At 70.4% G+C, this 13,378-nt stretch carries 14 protein-coding genes; 13 read left to right on the top strand and 1 reads right to left on the bottom strand.

Annotated elements, in window-relative coordinates:
- Nucleotides 1-38: 38 nt before the first annotated feature.
- From ACIRPX_RS29485 to ACIRPX_RS29445, 9 genes are all read left to right on the top strand, one after another.
- Complete coding sequence (locus ACIRPX_RS29485; RefSeq protein ID WP_404200972.1) at nucleotides 39-608, top strand: carboxymuconolactone decarboxylase family protein; 570 nt, start codon at nucleotides 39-41, stop codon at nucleotides 606-608.
- Between the two features lie 31 nt (nucleotides 609-639).
- Entirely contained in the window at nucleotides 640-1,551 is a 912-nt protein-coding gene (locus ACIRPX_RS29480; protein WP_404200843.1) for a LysR family transcriptional regulator, read from the top strand.
- 97 nt (nucleotides 1,552-1,648) lie between these two features.
- Complete coding sequence (locus ACIRPX_RS29475) at nucleotides 1,649-2,569, top strand: VOC family protein (protein ID WP_404200841.1); 921 nt, start codon at nucleotides 1,649-1,651, stop codon at nucleotides 2,567-2,569.
- A 24-nt stretch (nucleotides 2,570-2,593) separates the two neighbouring features.
- Nucleotides 2,594-4,042 (top strand): NAD-dependent succinate-semialdehyde dehydrogenase, encoded by a 1,449-nt coding sequence (locus tag ACIRPX_RS29470; RefSeq protein WP_404200839.1) that lies wholly within the window; start codon nucleotides 2,594-2,596, stop codon nucleotides 4,040-4,042.
- On the top strand, nucleotides 4,039-4,809 hold the full coding sequence (locus tag ACIRPX_RS29465) for a fumarylacetoacetate hydrolase family protein (RefSeq protein WP_404200837.1): 771 nt from the start codon (nucleotides 4,039-4,041) through the stop codon (nucleotides 4,807-4,809). The genes ACIRPX_RS29470 and ACIRPX_RS29465 overlap by 4 nt, the downstream gene beginning before the upstream one ends.
- Nucleotides 4,806-5,177: a VOC family protein gene (locus tag ACIRPX_RS29460; RefSeq protein ID WP_404200835.1), complete on the top strand. Its 372-nt coding sequence runs from the start codon at nucleotides 4,806-4,808 to the stop codon at nucleotides 5,175-5,177. Before ACIRPX_RS29465 ends, ACIRPX_RS29460 begins: the two co-directional genes overlap by 4 nt.
- A gap of 26 nt (nucleotides 5,178-5,203) precedes the next feature.
- Nucleotides 5,204-5,986, top strand: a complete 783-nt coding sequence (locus ACIRPX_RS29455; RefSeq protein ID WP_404200833.1) for an alpha/beta fold hydrolase — start codon at nucleotides 5,204-5,206, stop codon at nucleotides 5,984-5,986.
- A complete protein-coding gene (locus ACIRPX_RS29450; RefSeq protein ID WP_404200831.1) occupies nucleotides 5,983-6,462 on the top strand; it encodes a heme-binding protein in 480 nt (159 codons plus the stop codon). The genes ACIRPX_RS29455 and ACIRPX_RS29450 overlap by 4 nt, the downstream gene beginning before the upstream one ends.
- A gap of 3 nt (nucleotides 6,463-6,465) precedes the next feature.
- The gene (locus ACIRPX_RS29445; protein WP_404200829.1) at nucleotides 6,466-7,470 is read left to right on the top strand and encodes a methionine synthase II (cobalamin-independent)-like protein; all 1,005 of its coding nucleotides are present in this window, start codon (nucleotides 6,466-6,468) and stop codon (nucleotides 7,468-7,470) included.
- 38 nt (nucleotides 7,471-7,508) lie between these two features.
- Here ACIRPX_RS29445 and ACIRPX_RS29440 read toward each other — a convergent pair whose 3' ends face one another.
- The gene (locus ACIRPX_RS29440; protein WP_404200827.1) at nucleotides 7,509-7,796 is read right to left on the bottom strand and encodes a putative quinol monooxygenase; all 288 of its coding nucleotides are present in this window, start codon (nucleotides 7,794-7,796) and stop codon (nucleotides 7,509-7,511) included.
- Nucleotides 7,797-7,975: 179 nt separating this feature from the next.
- On the opposite strand from ACIRPX_RS29440, the gene ACIRPX_RS29435 reads away from it, so the two are divergent.
- The 4 genes from ACIRPX_RS29435 (at nucleotide 7,976) to ACIRPX_RS29420 (ending at nucleotide 13,367) form a co-directional block, all read left to right on the top strand.
- The gene (locus ACIRPX_RS29435) at nucleotides 7,976-9,442 is read left to right on the top strand and encodes an aldehyde dehydrogenase family protein (RefSeq protein ID WP_404200825.1); all 1,467 of its coding nucleotides are present in this window, start codon (nucleotides 7,976-7,978) and stop codon (nucleotides 9,440-9,442) included.
- Entirely contained in the window at nucleotides 9,435-10,643 is a 1,209-nt protein-coding gene (gene lhgO, locus ACIRPX_RS29430; protein WP_404200823.1) for an L-2-hydroxyglutarate oxidase, read from the top strand. Before ACIRPX_RS29435 ends, lhgO begins: the two co-directional genes overlap by 8 nt.
- A gap of 131 nt (nucleotides 10,644-10,774) precedes the next feature.
- A complete protein-coding gene (locus ACIRPX_RS29425) occupies nucleotides 10,775-11,635 on the top strand; it encodes an amidohydrolase family protein (protein ID WP_404200821.1) in 861 nt (286 codons plus the stop codon).
- Nucleotides 11,636-11,648: 13 nt separating this feature from the next.
- A complete protein-coding gene (locus tag ACIRPX_RS29420; protein WP_404200819.1) occupies nucleotides 11,649-13,367 on the top strand; it encodes a thiamine pyrophosphate-dependent enzyme in 1,719 nt (572 codons plus the stop codon).
- Nucleotides 13,368-13,378: the final 11 nt, after the last annotated feature.

The following is a 13,378-nucleotide window of genomic DNA, read 5'->3' as shown; positions in this document are numbered from 1 at the left end:
TCGGTCCGATGAGGCTCCCCGTACTCAGCGACGAGGAAATGGACGCGCGGCAGCAGGAGTTGGCCGCGCGCATCGCCGGCCGGCGCGGTGCCGTGCGCGGCCCGTTCCGGGTCTGGCTGCACAGTCCCGAGATGTGCGAACGCGCCGAGTCGCTGGGGGCGTTCGCCCGCTTCGACTGCAGCCTGCCCAAGCATCTGCGTGAGCTCAGCCTGCTGATGGCCGCCCGAAACTGGGATGCGCAGTACTCCTGGAACGCCCATGTGCACCAGGCGATCGAGGCCGGCATCCCCGAGTCCGCGGTCAAGGCCATCGCCGAGAAGCGCGAGGCCGTCTTCGACGAGGAGGCGGACCAGGCGTTCTACCAGTTCTGCCGCGAGGTCCTGGAGCACCACTTCGTCACCGACGAGACCTTCGCCCTCGCGCTGGCGCGCTTCGGTTCGAAGGGCCTGGTCGACACCATCGGCGCGCTCGGCAACTTCACCATGCTCGGCATGTGCCTCAACACCTTCCAGGTGGACCTTCAGGCCGACAAGGAGCCCCCGTTCCCGGACATCCGCGGCTACCAGCGCACCACGGCTGGTGCCGGTGATGCAACTGAAGAAGCCTGAGCATGGTTGGCCGACGTGGAAGCGAGGAAACGTGGATCGCTTGCTCCTGATGCACAGCTTCGTCACCGTCGCGCAGGTCGGCAGCTTCAGCGGAGCGGCCAAGGAGCTGGGCTCGTCCGGCTCACTGGTGTCGCGGCACGTGGCGGAGCTGGAACGGCAGGTGGGCGTCCGGCTGGTCAATCGCACCGCTCGCTCGGTCAGTCTGACGGAGCCTGGCCGGCGTTACGCCGAATTCGCCGCCCGCATCCTTGAGGAGATCGAGGCCGAGGACGCCGGCATCGCCCACCTCCACGACCGGGCCGAGGGCACGCTCAACATCATCTGCCCGAAATGGATCGGCAGCCTGGACCTCGGTGATGCCATCGCCGCGTTCTCCGCCACCCATCCGAAAATACAGGTGCGCTTCGAGCTCGGCGGAATGTCGGACCGGACGTACGACTTCCTGGACAGCGGATTCGACATTGCCTTCCACACCCGGGACCTACGGGACTCGAGTGTGCGCCTGAAGAAGATCGCCTCGCTGCCCTTCGTCCTGTGTGCGTCGAAGGCGTACGTCGAGCGGCACGGTTCACTCGGTCATCCCAACGACCTGGCTGCCCACGACTGCCTCGTCCACCTCAACGACCCGGTGTGGCGGATCGGCCACGGGCACGCCTCGGCCCTGCACAAGATCCGCACCATCGCGTTCTCGTCCAACTCCTACATCGTCCTACAGAAGGCGGCGGTGCATGGGCGCGGCATCGCGTTGCTGCCGCAGCGCCCGGCCTACGACGACCTCGTCTCCGGAGCGCTCCAGGTGCTGCTGCCCGACCTAGCGGTGCCCGACCGCCCGCTGTTCGCCATCTACGGCCCCGGACAGGCCACTCCGCGCAAGGTCAGCGTGTTCCTGGACTTCCTCACCGAGTGGTTCTCGCGCAACCCGATCCCGGCGATCGGGCAGTAGGCGCAAGAAACGATTGCGTATTCCGCGGGCCTCGGTCCGTTGAGGCTGTGGCCTGCGGATATCTACGCTCACAGATGAGCCGCGAGAAGAGGAATCCATGGGAATCCAGAGGATCGAATCGGTCACGTACGGAATCGACGAGCTCGACGAATGCGTCCGATTCTTCAACGACTTCGGGCTGTTCCTGGTGGAGCGGACCGAGGAGCACGCAGTCTTCGAGACGCTCACCGGGCAGACCGTTCACCTGGACACCCTTCCCGGTCCCCTGCTCCCGCCCCCGGTCGAGGCCGGACCCACCCTGCGGGAGGTGGTGTGGGGCGTCGACACCCCCGAGGAGCTGGCACGGCTGGTGGCGGCCGTCGCCAAGGACCGCGAGGTGCGGGAGAGCGCCGACGGTGTCCACCACGCCGTCGACGAGACCGGTTTCGGCACCGGCCTGACGCTCGCCCGGCCGAAAACGGTCCCCGTCACCCCGCGCCCCGCGAACGCGCTCGGCAGCGTGAACCGCTGGAACGCCGCCCTCGCCCCCGTGGAGCGGGTGCGCCCGCTGCGCATGTGCCACGTCGCCCTCAACATCCCCAAGCCGGGCAAAGACAAGGCGGTCACCTTCTACACGGATCTCCTCGGCTTCCGCCCGACCGACGTCGTCGAACCCATGGGCGTGTTCATGCAGGCCCCGGGCGACGACGACCAGCACACCATGCTGCTGTGCCACCGCCCCGACAAGGCCGGCATCAACCACGTCGCGTACGAGGTCCCTGGCTTCGACGACGTCGTGGAAGGGGGCAACCACATGATCGACAAGGGGTGGCGGGAGGCCCGCCGGCTCGGCCGCCACACCATCGGCTCCAACGTCTTCCGCTTCCTGCACGCGCCGTGCGGCGGCCGCGTCGAGTACGCCGCCGACATGGACCGGGTCGACGACAGCTACGCGACCCGCGTCCACGAGAGCACCCCGCCGCACCACATCTGGGCGCTGCGCACCAATCGCGACCAGCAGGACACCTCGGCCTCCTGACCCCCCCTGAGAGGGCATCCACCCATGACCATCGACCACGGCTACCCCGCCGTCCGCATGTACATTGCGGGCGAGTGGTGCCAGGGCGGCACCGGACGCACCGTCCCGATCGTCGACCCGGCCACCGAGGAGGCGATCGGCGAGGTACCGCTGGCCACGGCCGGCGACCTCGACCGCGCCCTGGAAGCCGCCGACCGCGGCTTCCGCACCTGGTCCAACACGTCCGTCGCCCGGCGCACCCAGGTCCTGCACGCCGCCGCCGACCTGCTCACCCAGCGCGCCGCCGAGGTCGGCCGGATCATGACCCGGGAGCAGGGCAAGCCGCTCGCCGAGTCCACCGGCGAGGCCCGCCGGGTCGCCGACACCCTGCGCTGGCACATCGAGGACGCCCGTCGCGCGTACGGCCGGATCATCCCGTCGGCCCCCGGCACCGTGCTTTCCGTACGGCGCGAACCGGTCGGTCCCGTCGCCGCGTTCGTGCCGTGGAACTTCCCGGCCGGCGGCCCCATGCGGAAGATCTCCTCGGCACTCGCCGCCGGCTGCTCCATCGTGATCAAGGCATCCGAGGAGACGCCGGCGACGGCCGCCGCGCTGGTCGCCTGCTTCGTGGACGCGGGCCTGCCGGCCGGTGTCCTCAACCTGGTCTTCGGTGAACCGGCCGAGGTCTCCGCCCACCTCATCGCCTCCCCGGTCACACGGCTGATCGCCTTCACCGGCTCGGTCCCCGTGGGTAAGCTGCTCGCGGCCGAGGCCGGCCGGGTCATGAAGCCGACCCTCATGGAACTGGGCGGCCACGCACCGGTGATCGTGTGCGAGGACGCCGATCCGGTGACGGCCGCGCGCAGCGCCGCCCGGGCGAAGTTCGTCAACGCCGGGCAGGTGTGCACCTCGCCGAGCAGGTTCCTGGTCCACGAGAGCCTGCTCGCGGACTTCACCGCCGAGTTCGTGCAGGCCGCCGAGGCGGTCGTCGTCGGCGACGGCGTGGCCGACGGCACGACGATGGGGCCGCTGGCCAACGAGCGGCGGCTCGCCGCCATGCAGCGCCTGACCGCCGACGCCACGCAGCGGGGCGCCAAGGTGCTCACGGGCGGCGAACGCCTCGACCGCCCCGGCTACTTCTTCGCGCCGACCGTCCTCGCCGACGTGCCGGCGGACGCCGGCCTGCTGCACGAGGAACCCTTCGGGCCGCTCGCACCGATCGTGCCGTTCGCCGACCTCGACGACGCGCTGCGGACCGCGAACGCGCTGCCGTACGGCCTCGCCGCCTACGGCTTCACCCGCTCCGCCGCCACCGCCGAGCGCCTGTCGGACGAGCTGGAGGCCGGGATCCTCTCGCTCAACCACTGCGGCGGCTCCGTCCACGAGGCCCCGTCGGGCGGGGTGAAGGAGAGCGGCCACGGCCGGGAGGGCGGGCCCGAGGCCCTGGACTCCTATCTGATCACCAAGCGCGTCTCCCACCTGCTGGTGCCATGAGGTACGCGCGCGTCTCGGTCGACGGCCGGCCGGTGTGGGCCCGGGTGGGGGAGTCGGACGTCGAGCTGCTGTCCGGGTCCCCGATCGAGGGCGAGCCCGGCGTCATCGGTGCGATGCCGCGGTCGACGACCGTATGGCTGGCGCCGGTCGTGCCGTCCGTGTTCTACGCCGTCGGCATGAACTATCCCCGTCACATCGTGCACGCCGGTGCCGCCACCCCCGAGCGACCCGAGGTCGGCTACCGGGCCAACAACGCGCTGACCGGGCACGGTTCGCCGATCGTCAAGCCGGCCGCGGTCGAGGGCCGGTTCGAGGCCGAGCCCGAACTCGTCGCCGTCATCGGCCGCCGGCTGCGGCACGCCACGTACGAGGAGGCCCGTGCGGCCGTCTTCGGCTGGACCATCGGCAACGACGTGAGTGCCCGCACCTGGCAGCACCAGGACCGCAGTTTCTGGCGCAGCAAGAACAGCGACACCTTCAAGCCGATGGGGCCCTGGATCGAGACCGACGTCGACGCCCTGGCCCAGAAGACCACCTTGAAGGTCAACGGCGAGGTACGGGCTCGATTCGCCACCGGCGACATGGTGTTCGACCCCTTCGACCACCTCGTCGAGATGACCAGACACCTCACGGTGCACCCCGGCGACGTGCTGTGGATGGGCGCCGAGTCCACCTGCCAGATCGCCCCCGGCGACACCGTGGACGTCGAGATCAGCGGCATCGGCGTGCTGTCCAACCCCGTACACCTCGAAGGGACCGACCCATGAGCAGGGAACCCCGCTACATCCACCACGTCAACTTCCCCACCACCGACCCCGACCGGACCGCCGAGTGGTACACCAAGGTCTTCGGGATGAAGCGGATCACGCCCAAGTCCAACACCCGCGTGGTGCTGATGACCAGGGGCACCTTCGATCTGCACTTCACACCGGTCGAGGAGATGGAGCGCATGGCGCCCTATCACTTCGCCGTCGAGGTCGACGACTGGGACGACTTCCTCGGCCACCTGAATGAGCTGGGCATCCGGCACACCCGGCCGATCGAACGCCCCGAGAACCAGTCCAAGTTCTGCTACATCCACGACCCCGACCACACCATGATCGAGCTCGTCTACCACGGCCGCCGCCCCAACTAAGTCGTTCTGTACGGGAGTTCACCCTCATGCCCATAGCAGACTCCGACGGCACCTCCATCTACTACGAGCGCCACGGCAGCGGACCGGTGATCCTGTTCGTGCACGGCAGCGGCGGCCACCACGCCGCGTGGTGGCAGCAAGTGGCCGCACTGCGCACGGAGTTCACCGTCGTCACCGTGGACCTGCGCGGCTTCGGCACGTCCGACTCGTCGATGGACGCATTCGACGGCCAGGACTTTCCCGGCGACGTCGCCGCCGTCCTCGACACGGAGAACCTGACCGATGCCATGCTCGTCGGCCAGTCCATCGGCTCCGTCGCCGCCCTGCGCGCCGGCCTCATGCGCCCCGAGCGGGTCTCCTCCGTCGTCCTCGGCCACTCCCTCGGCGGCATCAGCCACCCCGAGCTCAGGGAACTGGCCGCCGCCGACCGTGCCGAGGCCGTGAAGCTGCCGGTCATCGACCGCCTGCTCACCAAGCCGTTCCAGCGGGAGCGGGCCGATCTCACCTTCCTCTTCCAGCAGATGGGCACCTTCAACGTCGCCAGAATGCAGGACCTGCGCAACCTCGACACCAACGGCCCCACCCTGGAGGAGATCCAGGCCTGCGGTGTCCGGGTCGCGTTCCTGGCTGGCGAGAAGGACGCGGTGCTCGGCGTGAAGACCGTCACCCGCGCCCACGAACTCCTGCCCGGCTCGCACCTGGAGATCGTCGAGGGCGCCCCGCACTCCATGTACTGGGAGACGCCCCAGAAGTACAACGCGGCCGTCGCGCACCTGCGCCGCACCCTCACCACGAAGGAAGCAGCATGAGCAGCCTGACCCTGGACGCCGCCGAGGAGATCATCGACGCCGCCCACAAGTGTGCCCAGGCCGTCGGAAAGGCGGTGAGCGTTGCGGTCGTGGACGCCGGCGGCTTCCCGGTCGCCGTCCTCCGCGCCGACGGCGCCCGCCCGCTCACCCCGGACATCGCCCGCGCCAAGGCCTACACCGCCGCGATCATGCAACGGCCCGGCAGGATGCTGAAGAAGTGGCAGGAGAGCCAGCCCGTCTTCTTCTCCCAGCTCTCCCAACTGCCCGGCGCCGCCCTGCCCGTCATGGCCACCGAGGGCAGCATGACCATCAAGAAGGACGGCGAGATCATCGGCGGCCTCGGCATCGCCGGCGGCACCGCCGACGAGGACCAGCAGATCGCCGAGGACGTCCTCCAGGCCCTCGGCTACGAGCTGGAGTTCGCCGCCTGGGGCGTCGCGGGCAAGCCGGCCGAGAACGCCGGAAAGGAAGCGTGAGTCATGGCGGATACGTTTAACTACCGCATCGACCACCACGGCAGCCTGGTGCGTCCCATCGGGCTGAACACCGGCGCTCCGGAGTCGGTCGCGGACGCGGTGCGCGAGGCGGTCGCCTACCAGCGCAAGCTGCGCTCCACGGTCGTCACGGACGGCGACTTCCCCCGTGAGGACTTCCGCAGCGCGGTCTTCGACGCCGTATCAGGCTTCCGCCGTACGGACGGGACGGACTCGGACGGCCTGGTGGAGTGGGTCGCGGAATCCCTGCCGAAGGCCAGTGGTCCGCTGCTGGCGGACTGGACGGCCCGTCTCGCCGAACTGACGGTCATCGCCCCGAAGGCGTCGCTGCCCTCCCCGGCCTATCTCGCCGCCACCACGTTCCGACCCGGCCTCGGCGTATCCTCGGCGCGCGAGCTGGGCGTGGCCCTGGCGGAGACCATCCAGGCGGAGATCGAGCTGCTGGTCGCCAAGGGCGTACGCCTGATACAGCTCAACAACCCGCTGCTGCTGGGCCAGTTGGCCACCGACCCCGGCGACTCGGGCGCGCTCTCCTTCGAGGAGCACCTGGCGGTCGACGCCCTGGCGGTACGGCTGGACGAGCGCCCCGAGGGTGTGCGGACCGCCGTGGCCCCCGGCTGGACGGTCCCCGGCGCGATCGACTGGGCCCGCGCCGAGAAGCTGTTCGGGGCGATCGGCGCGGGCCGCTGGGTGCTGCCCTTCGACCAGGGCACGCCGACCGAACTCGCCCTGGTCAAGGCGCTGCCCGAGGACCGTGACTTCTGCCTGGGCGTGGTCGACGCGACTATGCCCGAGCTGGAGGACATCGACACGGTGATGGCCCGCCTCGACGCGGTGGGAGAGTTCAAGGACCTGGAGGACGGCGCCCTGTCCCCGTCCCGAGGCTTCGCGGACGTGGCATCCCGTCCGCTCCTGTCGGCAGAGGATCAGCGCAAGAAGCTCGTACTGGTCGAGACTCTCGCCCGGTACGTCTGGGGCAACGAGTTCTGATGGGGGTCAGGGGGCCGGGAACCCGGCCCCCTGACGGCTCACAACGATTCGACGAACGTCACCGACCGATCCGTCAGCAGCGGCCACACGGTCTCCACGATCAGGTCCTTGAAGTGCGCGGCGGCCTTGTGCGCCTCGAAACCGGCCTGATCGTCGTACCGCTCGTACAACAGGAAGCCACCCGGCTCGTCCGCTACGACGTGCACCTCGTACACCTGGTTCGCCGCCTCGGTCCGGGTCCCTTCCTGTGCCTTCAGCAGCGCGGCACGCACCGTGGCCTCGTCGGCGGGCGCGCAGCGGTAGTGGGCGACGACTGTGTAGGCCATGCGTGTTCTCCTCGTGACGGGTTCGGCAGGCCGATTCCAGCATGGATCATCCGGCCGCCGACCTCCGCCCGGCGCAAGCATTGCCTGCCCCCGCGGGGCTGGTGGCCCGTTCCCCCATGGTGTGTCGTCGCATCCGGCCCGCACGATCCGCGCCGCGGACGACCAAGGAAGTGATCTCCATGCGCACACTGGAAACCCTCTCCGGCGGGGAGTGGGTCACGACCGCGGAGTGGATCGAGGTCCACGACCCGGCCGACGTCCGTGTTCCGTTCGCCCGGGTCCCCGCTTTGTCCGCCAAGGACGTCACCCGGGCCTACGACCACGCCGGGCGCGCCTTCGCCGACTGGCGGCGCAGCAGCCCCTTCGAGCGGGCCCGGATCCTCACCGGCGCCGCCCGGCTGATCCGCGAACGCGCCGACGAGATCGCCGCCGACGTCACCGCCGAGAACGGCAAGACCCTCGCGGAGGCGACCGGCGAGACCCTCAAGGCCGCCGACTTCCTCGACTACTACGCCGGTCTGGCCCGCCAGGGCTACGGCACGCTCCTGCACGACGTACGCCCGAATCACCGTACGCACACGCAGCGCGAGCCCATCGGCGTGATCCTGGTGATCAGTCCCTGGAACGACCCGCTGATCACACCCGCGCGCAAGCTCGCGCCGCTGCTCGCCGCGGGCAATGCCGCCGTCTTCAAGCCGGCCACCGAAACCCCGCTGTCCGGGCTGCACTTCGCCCGCGCGCTGCACGACGCCGGGCTGCCTGCGGGCGTCCTCAACGTGGTCACGGGCCGTACGGCCGAGATCGAGGAGGCCCTGCTCGACGACGCGCGGATCGCCGGCATCACCTTCACCGGTTCCAACGCCGTCGGCAACCGCATCCGCCGCCGGCTCGCCGACCGCAACGTGCGCTTCCAGGGCGAGCTCGGCGGGAAGAACGCCTCGGTGGTCCTGAGGGACGCCGATCTGCCGGCTGCCGCGAAGGCCGTTGTGGCGGCGTCCTTCGGGCAGGCGGGCCAGCGCTGCACCGCGACCAGCCGGGTTCTCGTCGACCAGCCGGTGTACGAGGAGTTCACCCGTCTGCTGGTCGCCGAGGTCGAGGCGCTGAGGACCGGCCCGGGCAGCGACCCGGCGACCACTGTGTGCCCGCTGTCGAGCCCGAGGCAGCGCGACGCGGTCCTCGCCGACCTCGTCGGGGCCGTCGACCAGGGCGCCACCGTCCTCACCGGCGGCCGGACGGACACCGACGGGGAGCGCGCCCACGGCTGCTACGTCCGGCCGACCGTGCTCGCCGATGTCACCCCGGCGATGGCGATCTGGCGCGAGGAGGTCTTCGGACCGGTCCTCGCCCTGCGTGCCGTTGACGACTTCGCCGCCGCCGTCGAGGCCGTCAACGACTCCCCGTTCGGTCTCGCCGCCGCCGTGTTCACCCGCGACCTCGGCAGTGCGTACCGCTTCGCCGACGAGGCCGAGTGCGGGCAGGTCGCCGTCAACACGACGACCACCGGCTGGGACGTCCACCTCCCCTTCGGCGGCTTCCACGACTCCGGCACGGGTTACAAGGAGCAGGGCGACGAGGTCCTGCGCTTCTCCACCCGGGTCAAGACGGTGGCGGTCCACTTCGGCGCCGCGGAGCGCGCCCATGGCTGACGAGACGATCACCGTCGTGGGCGCCGGCGTCGTGGGCCTGGCCACGGGCCGCGAGATCGCCCTGCGCCGCCCCGGCACACGGGTCGTGGTGCTGGAGAAGGAGCACGAGGTCGCCGCCCACCAGACCGGGCACAACTCCGGCGTCGTGCACGCGGGCATCTACTACGCACCCGGCAGCCTCAAGGCCGACCTGTGCGTGCGCGGTGTGTCCCGGCTGCGTGAGTACTGCCAGGAGCGCGGGGTGCCGTACCGGGAGATCGGCAAGCTCGTGACGGCCGTACGTCCGGACGAGCTGGGCCGCATGGACGACCTCTACGAGCGGGCCCGGAACAACCACGTGCCCGACCTGCGGAAGGTCTCCCAGGAGGAGATCCGGGAGATCGAACCCCACGCCGGAGGCATCGCCGCCCTGCACTCCCCGCGCACCGCGATCACCGACTACCCGGCGGTCGCCCGGGAGTTCGCGAAGGACATCGAGGACTCCGGAGGCGAGGTCAGGCTCTCATTCCCCGTCACGTCGGTCACGACCGTGCCCAACGGCATCGAGGTGGCCTCCGGCCGGGAGCGGGTCAGGGCCGACCGGCTGATCCTCTGCGCGGGCCTGCACGCCGACTCCGTGGCCCGGCTCGCCGACGGCGGGCGGGAGCCGCGGATCGTCCCCTTCCGGGGGGAGTACATGCTCCTCAAGCCGGACCGGACCCATCTCGTACGTGGGCTCGTCTATCCGGTGCCCGACCCGCGCTATCCCTTCCTCGGCGTGCACTTCACGCCGCGTGTCGACGGCTCCGTCGAGGTCGGCCCGAACGCCGTCCTGGCCCTCGCCAGGGAGGGCTACCGGCGCAGCCGCGTCTCGGTGCGCGACCTCGCGGGGCTCGCCGCCTACCCGGGCACCTGGCGGATGGCCGCCCGGCACTGGCGCACGGGCGTCAAGGAGTACCGGGGCTCGCTGTCGACGGCCGCCTTCATGAAGGACGCCCGGCTCTACCTCCCCGCCGTCGGAGCCCGGGACGTCGTACGCGGCGGCGCGGGCGTGCGCGCCCAGGCCCTGGACCGCGACGGCACCCTCGTGGACGACTTCCGCATCCACCGCTCGGGCCGCATCACGGCCGTACGCAACGCGCCCTCGCCGGCCGCCACCGCGTCCATGGCGATCGCCGAGCACATCGCCGACGCCGTCTTCGGCGACGGCTCCGCGAGCTGAGAATGTCCTGCTCACACGGCACTTGCGCGCAACAAGTGCTTGCACTCCCAGGGGCTCCGCAAGGGCCCACGGCCCGCCTAGCGTTCCTCCCGGACCACCCCACCGCCCGCTTCTGCGAAAAGAGTTGAGACATGTTCGTCGTCGACACCCAGATCCACATCTGGAAGGAAGAGACCCCGGACCGCCCCTGGGTCCCCGGCGCGCGGGAGCGCATCCGCCTCAACGGCCACCGCGAGGACCCCTTCTCCTACGAGGAGGCCCTGGAGCTGATGGACGAGGCCGGCGTCAACCGGGCGCTGATCCTGCCGCCGTCCTGGGAGGGCGACCGCATCGACTACGCCCTGGAGGCGTGCGAGGCCCACCCGGACCGCTTCGGGATCATGGCCCGGATCCCGCAGAACAGGCCCGAAGAGGGCACCGCGATGCTCAAGGACTTCGCGCAGAACCCGCATGTGAAGGGCACCCGCCTCACCTTCCACCGGCCGATCGACCGCAACTGGATGATCGACGGCACCAACGACTGGTACTGGCCGATCGCCGAGGAGCTCGGCATCCCGACCATGGTCCACGCCCCCATCTGGAAGCGGGAGCTCGGCGAGACCGCCGGGAAGCACCCCGAGCTGAAGATCATCATCGACCACATGGGCATCATGGCCCGGTGCGTCGACGACGCGATCGGCTACTGGGCGCAGGAGACCGCCGACCTGCACGTCCACCCCAACATCTACGTCAAGGTCTCCGCGCTGCCGGGCTACTCCACGCAGCCCTTCCCGAACAACAACATCCAGAAGTACGTGCGCGAGATGGTCGACCGCATGGGCCCGCAGCGCTGCTTCTACGGCACCGACATCACCCGCCTGCTCGGCCACGGCATCACCTACACGGACACCATCGAGCAGTTCACCAAGCACTGGGACTTCACCCCGGAAGAGCTGGAATGGATCATGGGCCGCGGCATCTCCGAGGTCCTGAACTGGCCGATCGAGGGCTGAGGAAGCACGCGAGATGACGGACACCCAGCACACCCGAGGCACCGACGGCGGTGACGGCGGCGATGCCCTCGTATCCGCCTTCAACGCCGTCGGCGCCGACCACATCTTCTGCTCCTCGGGGTCCGAGTGGGCCCCGGTGTGGGAGTCACTGGCCCGCCGCCACCGGGACGGGATCCCGTGCCCCGGCTACCTCGACCTCACCCACGAGACCGTCGCCGTCGGCATGGCCACCGGCTACGGGCTCGTCAGGCGGCGCCCCCAGGGCGTCCTCCTGCACGCCGCCCCCGGCCTCCTCCAGGGTTCGATGGCCGTGCACGGCGCGCTGCTCGCCGGCGTGCCGATGGTGGTCGCCTCCTCGGAGTCGACCACCTACGGCGACGGGACCGGCCCCGACCCGGGCGGCCAGTGGTACCGCAACCTGTCCATCGTGGGCGGCCCGCACGGCGTCGCCCGGCCGTTCACCAAGTGGTCCAACGAGGCCGCGAGCGTCCACACCCTGCCCACCGTGATCACGCGGACGGCGGAGCTTGCCTCGCGGGCACCGGCGGGACCGGCGTACCTCAACATCCCGCTGGAGATCCTGCTCCAGGAGTGGGACGGGCGTGAGGCCAAGCCCGTCGTGCCACCGGGCTCCACGCACAGCTCGCCCGAAGAGGCCGACGCCGTCGCCGAGTTGCTGCGCGAAGCCGCGAACCCCGTGATCGTCACGGAGACCGCGGGCCGCGAGGCGGGCGGCTTCGAGGCCCTGACGGCCTTCGCCGAGGCCTGGCAGATCCCCGTCGTCGAACCCGACTCGGCGGTGTGCGGAAACTTCCCACGCACCCACCCCCTGCACGCCGGCAGCGACCTCCGGCCGTGGATGGACGAGGCCGACCTGATCCTCCTCGTGAACTGCCGGGCCCCCTTCTACCCGCCCTCGCGGCGTCCGTCCAAGGCCACGGTCGTCGTGGTCGACGAGGTGCCGCAACGCCCGCACATGGCCTACCAAGTGCTTTTCGCGGACCGGTACTTGGAGGGCAACGCCGCCAACACCCTGCGCCAGCTGGCGAAACGGGCCAAGGACCTGGACGGGGCGACCGTGGGCGCCCGCCGGGCCGCCCAGGAGCAGCGGCACAACGCGGAACAGGCCGCGATCACCGCCGCCGAGAGCAAGGCGGCAGAAGCCGAAGGCATCGATCCGGTGCTGGTCGCCGCGACGCTGCGCGAGCTGCTCGACGGCCGCAACGGCATCGTCGTCGACGAGACTATCACCCACAGCCGCACCGTCAAACGCCATCTGCGCACGTCGGAGCCCGACTCGTACTTCTACGTGCAGGGCGGTCTCGGCCAGGGCCTCCCGGTCGCCCTCGGCGTCAAACTCGCCGCGCCGCAACGCCCGGTGGTGCTGACGATCGGAGACGGCGCCTTCACCTACAACCCGGTCATCCCTTCCTACGACGCCTCCAAGACCTATGAACTACCCCTGCTCGTGGTGGTATTCAACAATCGCGTCTACAAGTCCATGAACCTCAACCACCGCCGCTTCTACCCCGACGGCGCGGCCGCCGAGACGGGGGAGTGGCTCGGCACCGATCTGCACCGGCTGCCCCGGCTCGCCCCGTTCGCCGAGCCCTTCGGCATGCACACCGAGACCGTCGACACCACGGACGCCCTCGTGCCCGCGCTGGAGCGCGCCTTCAAGGCCGTGACCGAGGGCACGACCGCCGTCGTCGACGTCCTCGTGACCCGCTGACCCAGGAGACG

It is taken from the genome of Streptomyces sp. NPDC101225 (genome assembly GCF_044767585.1).
In the GTDB taxonomy this organism is placed as follows: domain Bacteria; phylum Actinomycetota; class Actinomycetes; order Streptomycetales; family Streptomycetaceae; genus Streptomyces.
This window is presented reverse-complemented; position numbering and strand designations above follow the sequence as displayed.

Excerpts from the sequence above, each read along its gene's own strand:
- ACIRPX_RS29485 (WP_404200972.1), top strand. The coding sequence starts at position 39 with ATGGACGCGCGGCAGCAGGAGTTGGCCGCGCGCATCGCCGGCCGGCGC.
- ACIRPX_RS29475 (WP_404200841.1), top strand. The coding sequence starts at position 1,649 with ATGGGAATCCAGAGGATCGAATCGGTCACGTACGGAATCGACGAGCTC.
- ACIRPX_RS29470 (WP_404200839.1), top strand. The coding sequence starts at position 2,594 with ATGACCATCGACCACGGCTACCCCGCCGTCCGCATGTACATTGCGGGC.
- ACIRPX_RS29465 (WP_404200837.1), top strand. The coding sequence starts at position 4,039 with ATGAGGTACGCGCGCGTCTCGGTCGACGGCCGGCCGGTGTGGGCCCGG.
- ACIRPX_RS29460 (WP_404200835.1), top strand. The coding sequence starts at position 4,806 with ATGAGCAGGGAACCCCGCTACATCCACCACGTCAACTTCCCCACCACC.
- ACIRPX_RS29455 (WP_404200833.1), top strand. The coding sequence starts at position 5,204 with ATGCCCATAGCAGACTCCGACGGCACCTCCATCTACTACGAGCGCCAC.
- ACIRPX_RS29450 (WP_404200831.1), top strand. The coding sequence starts at position 5,983 with ATGAGCAGCCTGACCCTGGACGCCGCCGAGGAGATCATCGACGCCGCC.
- ACIRPX_RS29445 (WP_404200829.1), top strand. The coding sequence starts at position 6,466 with ATGGCGGATACGTTTAACTACCGCATCGACCACCACGGCAGCCTGGTG.
- ACIRPX_RS29440 (WP_404200827.1), bottom strand. The coding sequence starts at position 7,796 with ATGGCCTACACAGTCGTCGCCCACTACCGCTGCGCGCCCGCCGACGAG.
- ACIRPX_RS29435 (WP_404200825.1), top strand. The coding sequence starts at position 7,976 with ATGCGCACACTGGAAACCCTCTCCGGCGGGGAGTGGGTCACGACCGCG.
- lhgO (WP_404200823.1), top strand. The coding sequence starts at position 9,435 with ATGGCTGACGAGACGATCACCGTCGTGGGCGCCGGCGTCGTGGGCCTG.
- ACIRPX_RS29425 (WP_404200821.1), top strand. The coding sequence starts at position 10,775 with ATGTTCGTCGTCGACACCCAGATCCACATCTGGAAGGAAGAGACCCCG.
- ACIRPX_RS29420 (WP_404200819.1), top strand. The coding sequence starts at position 11,649 with ATGACGGACACCCAGCACACCCGAGGCACCGACGGCGGTGACGGCGGC.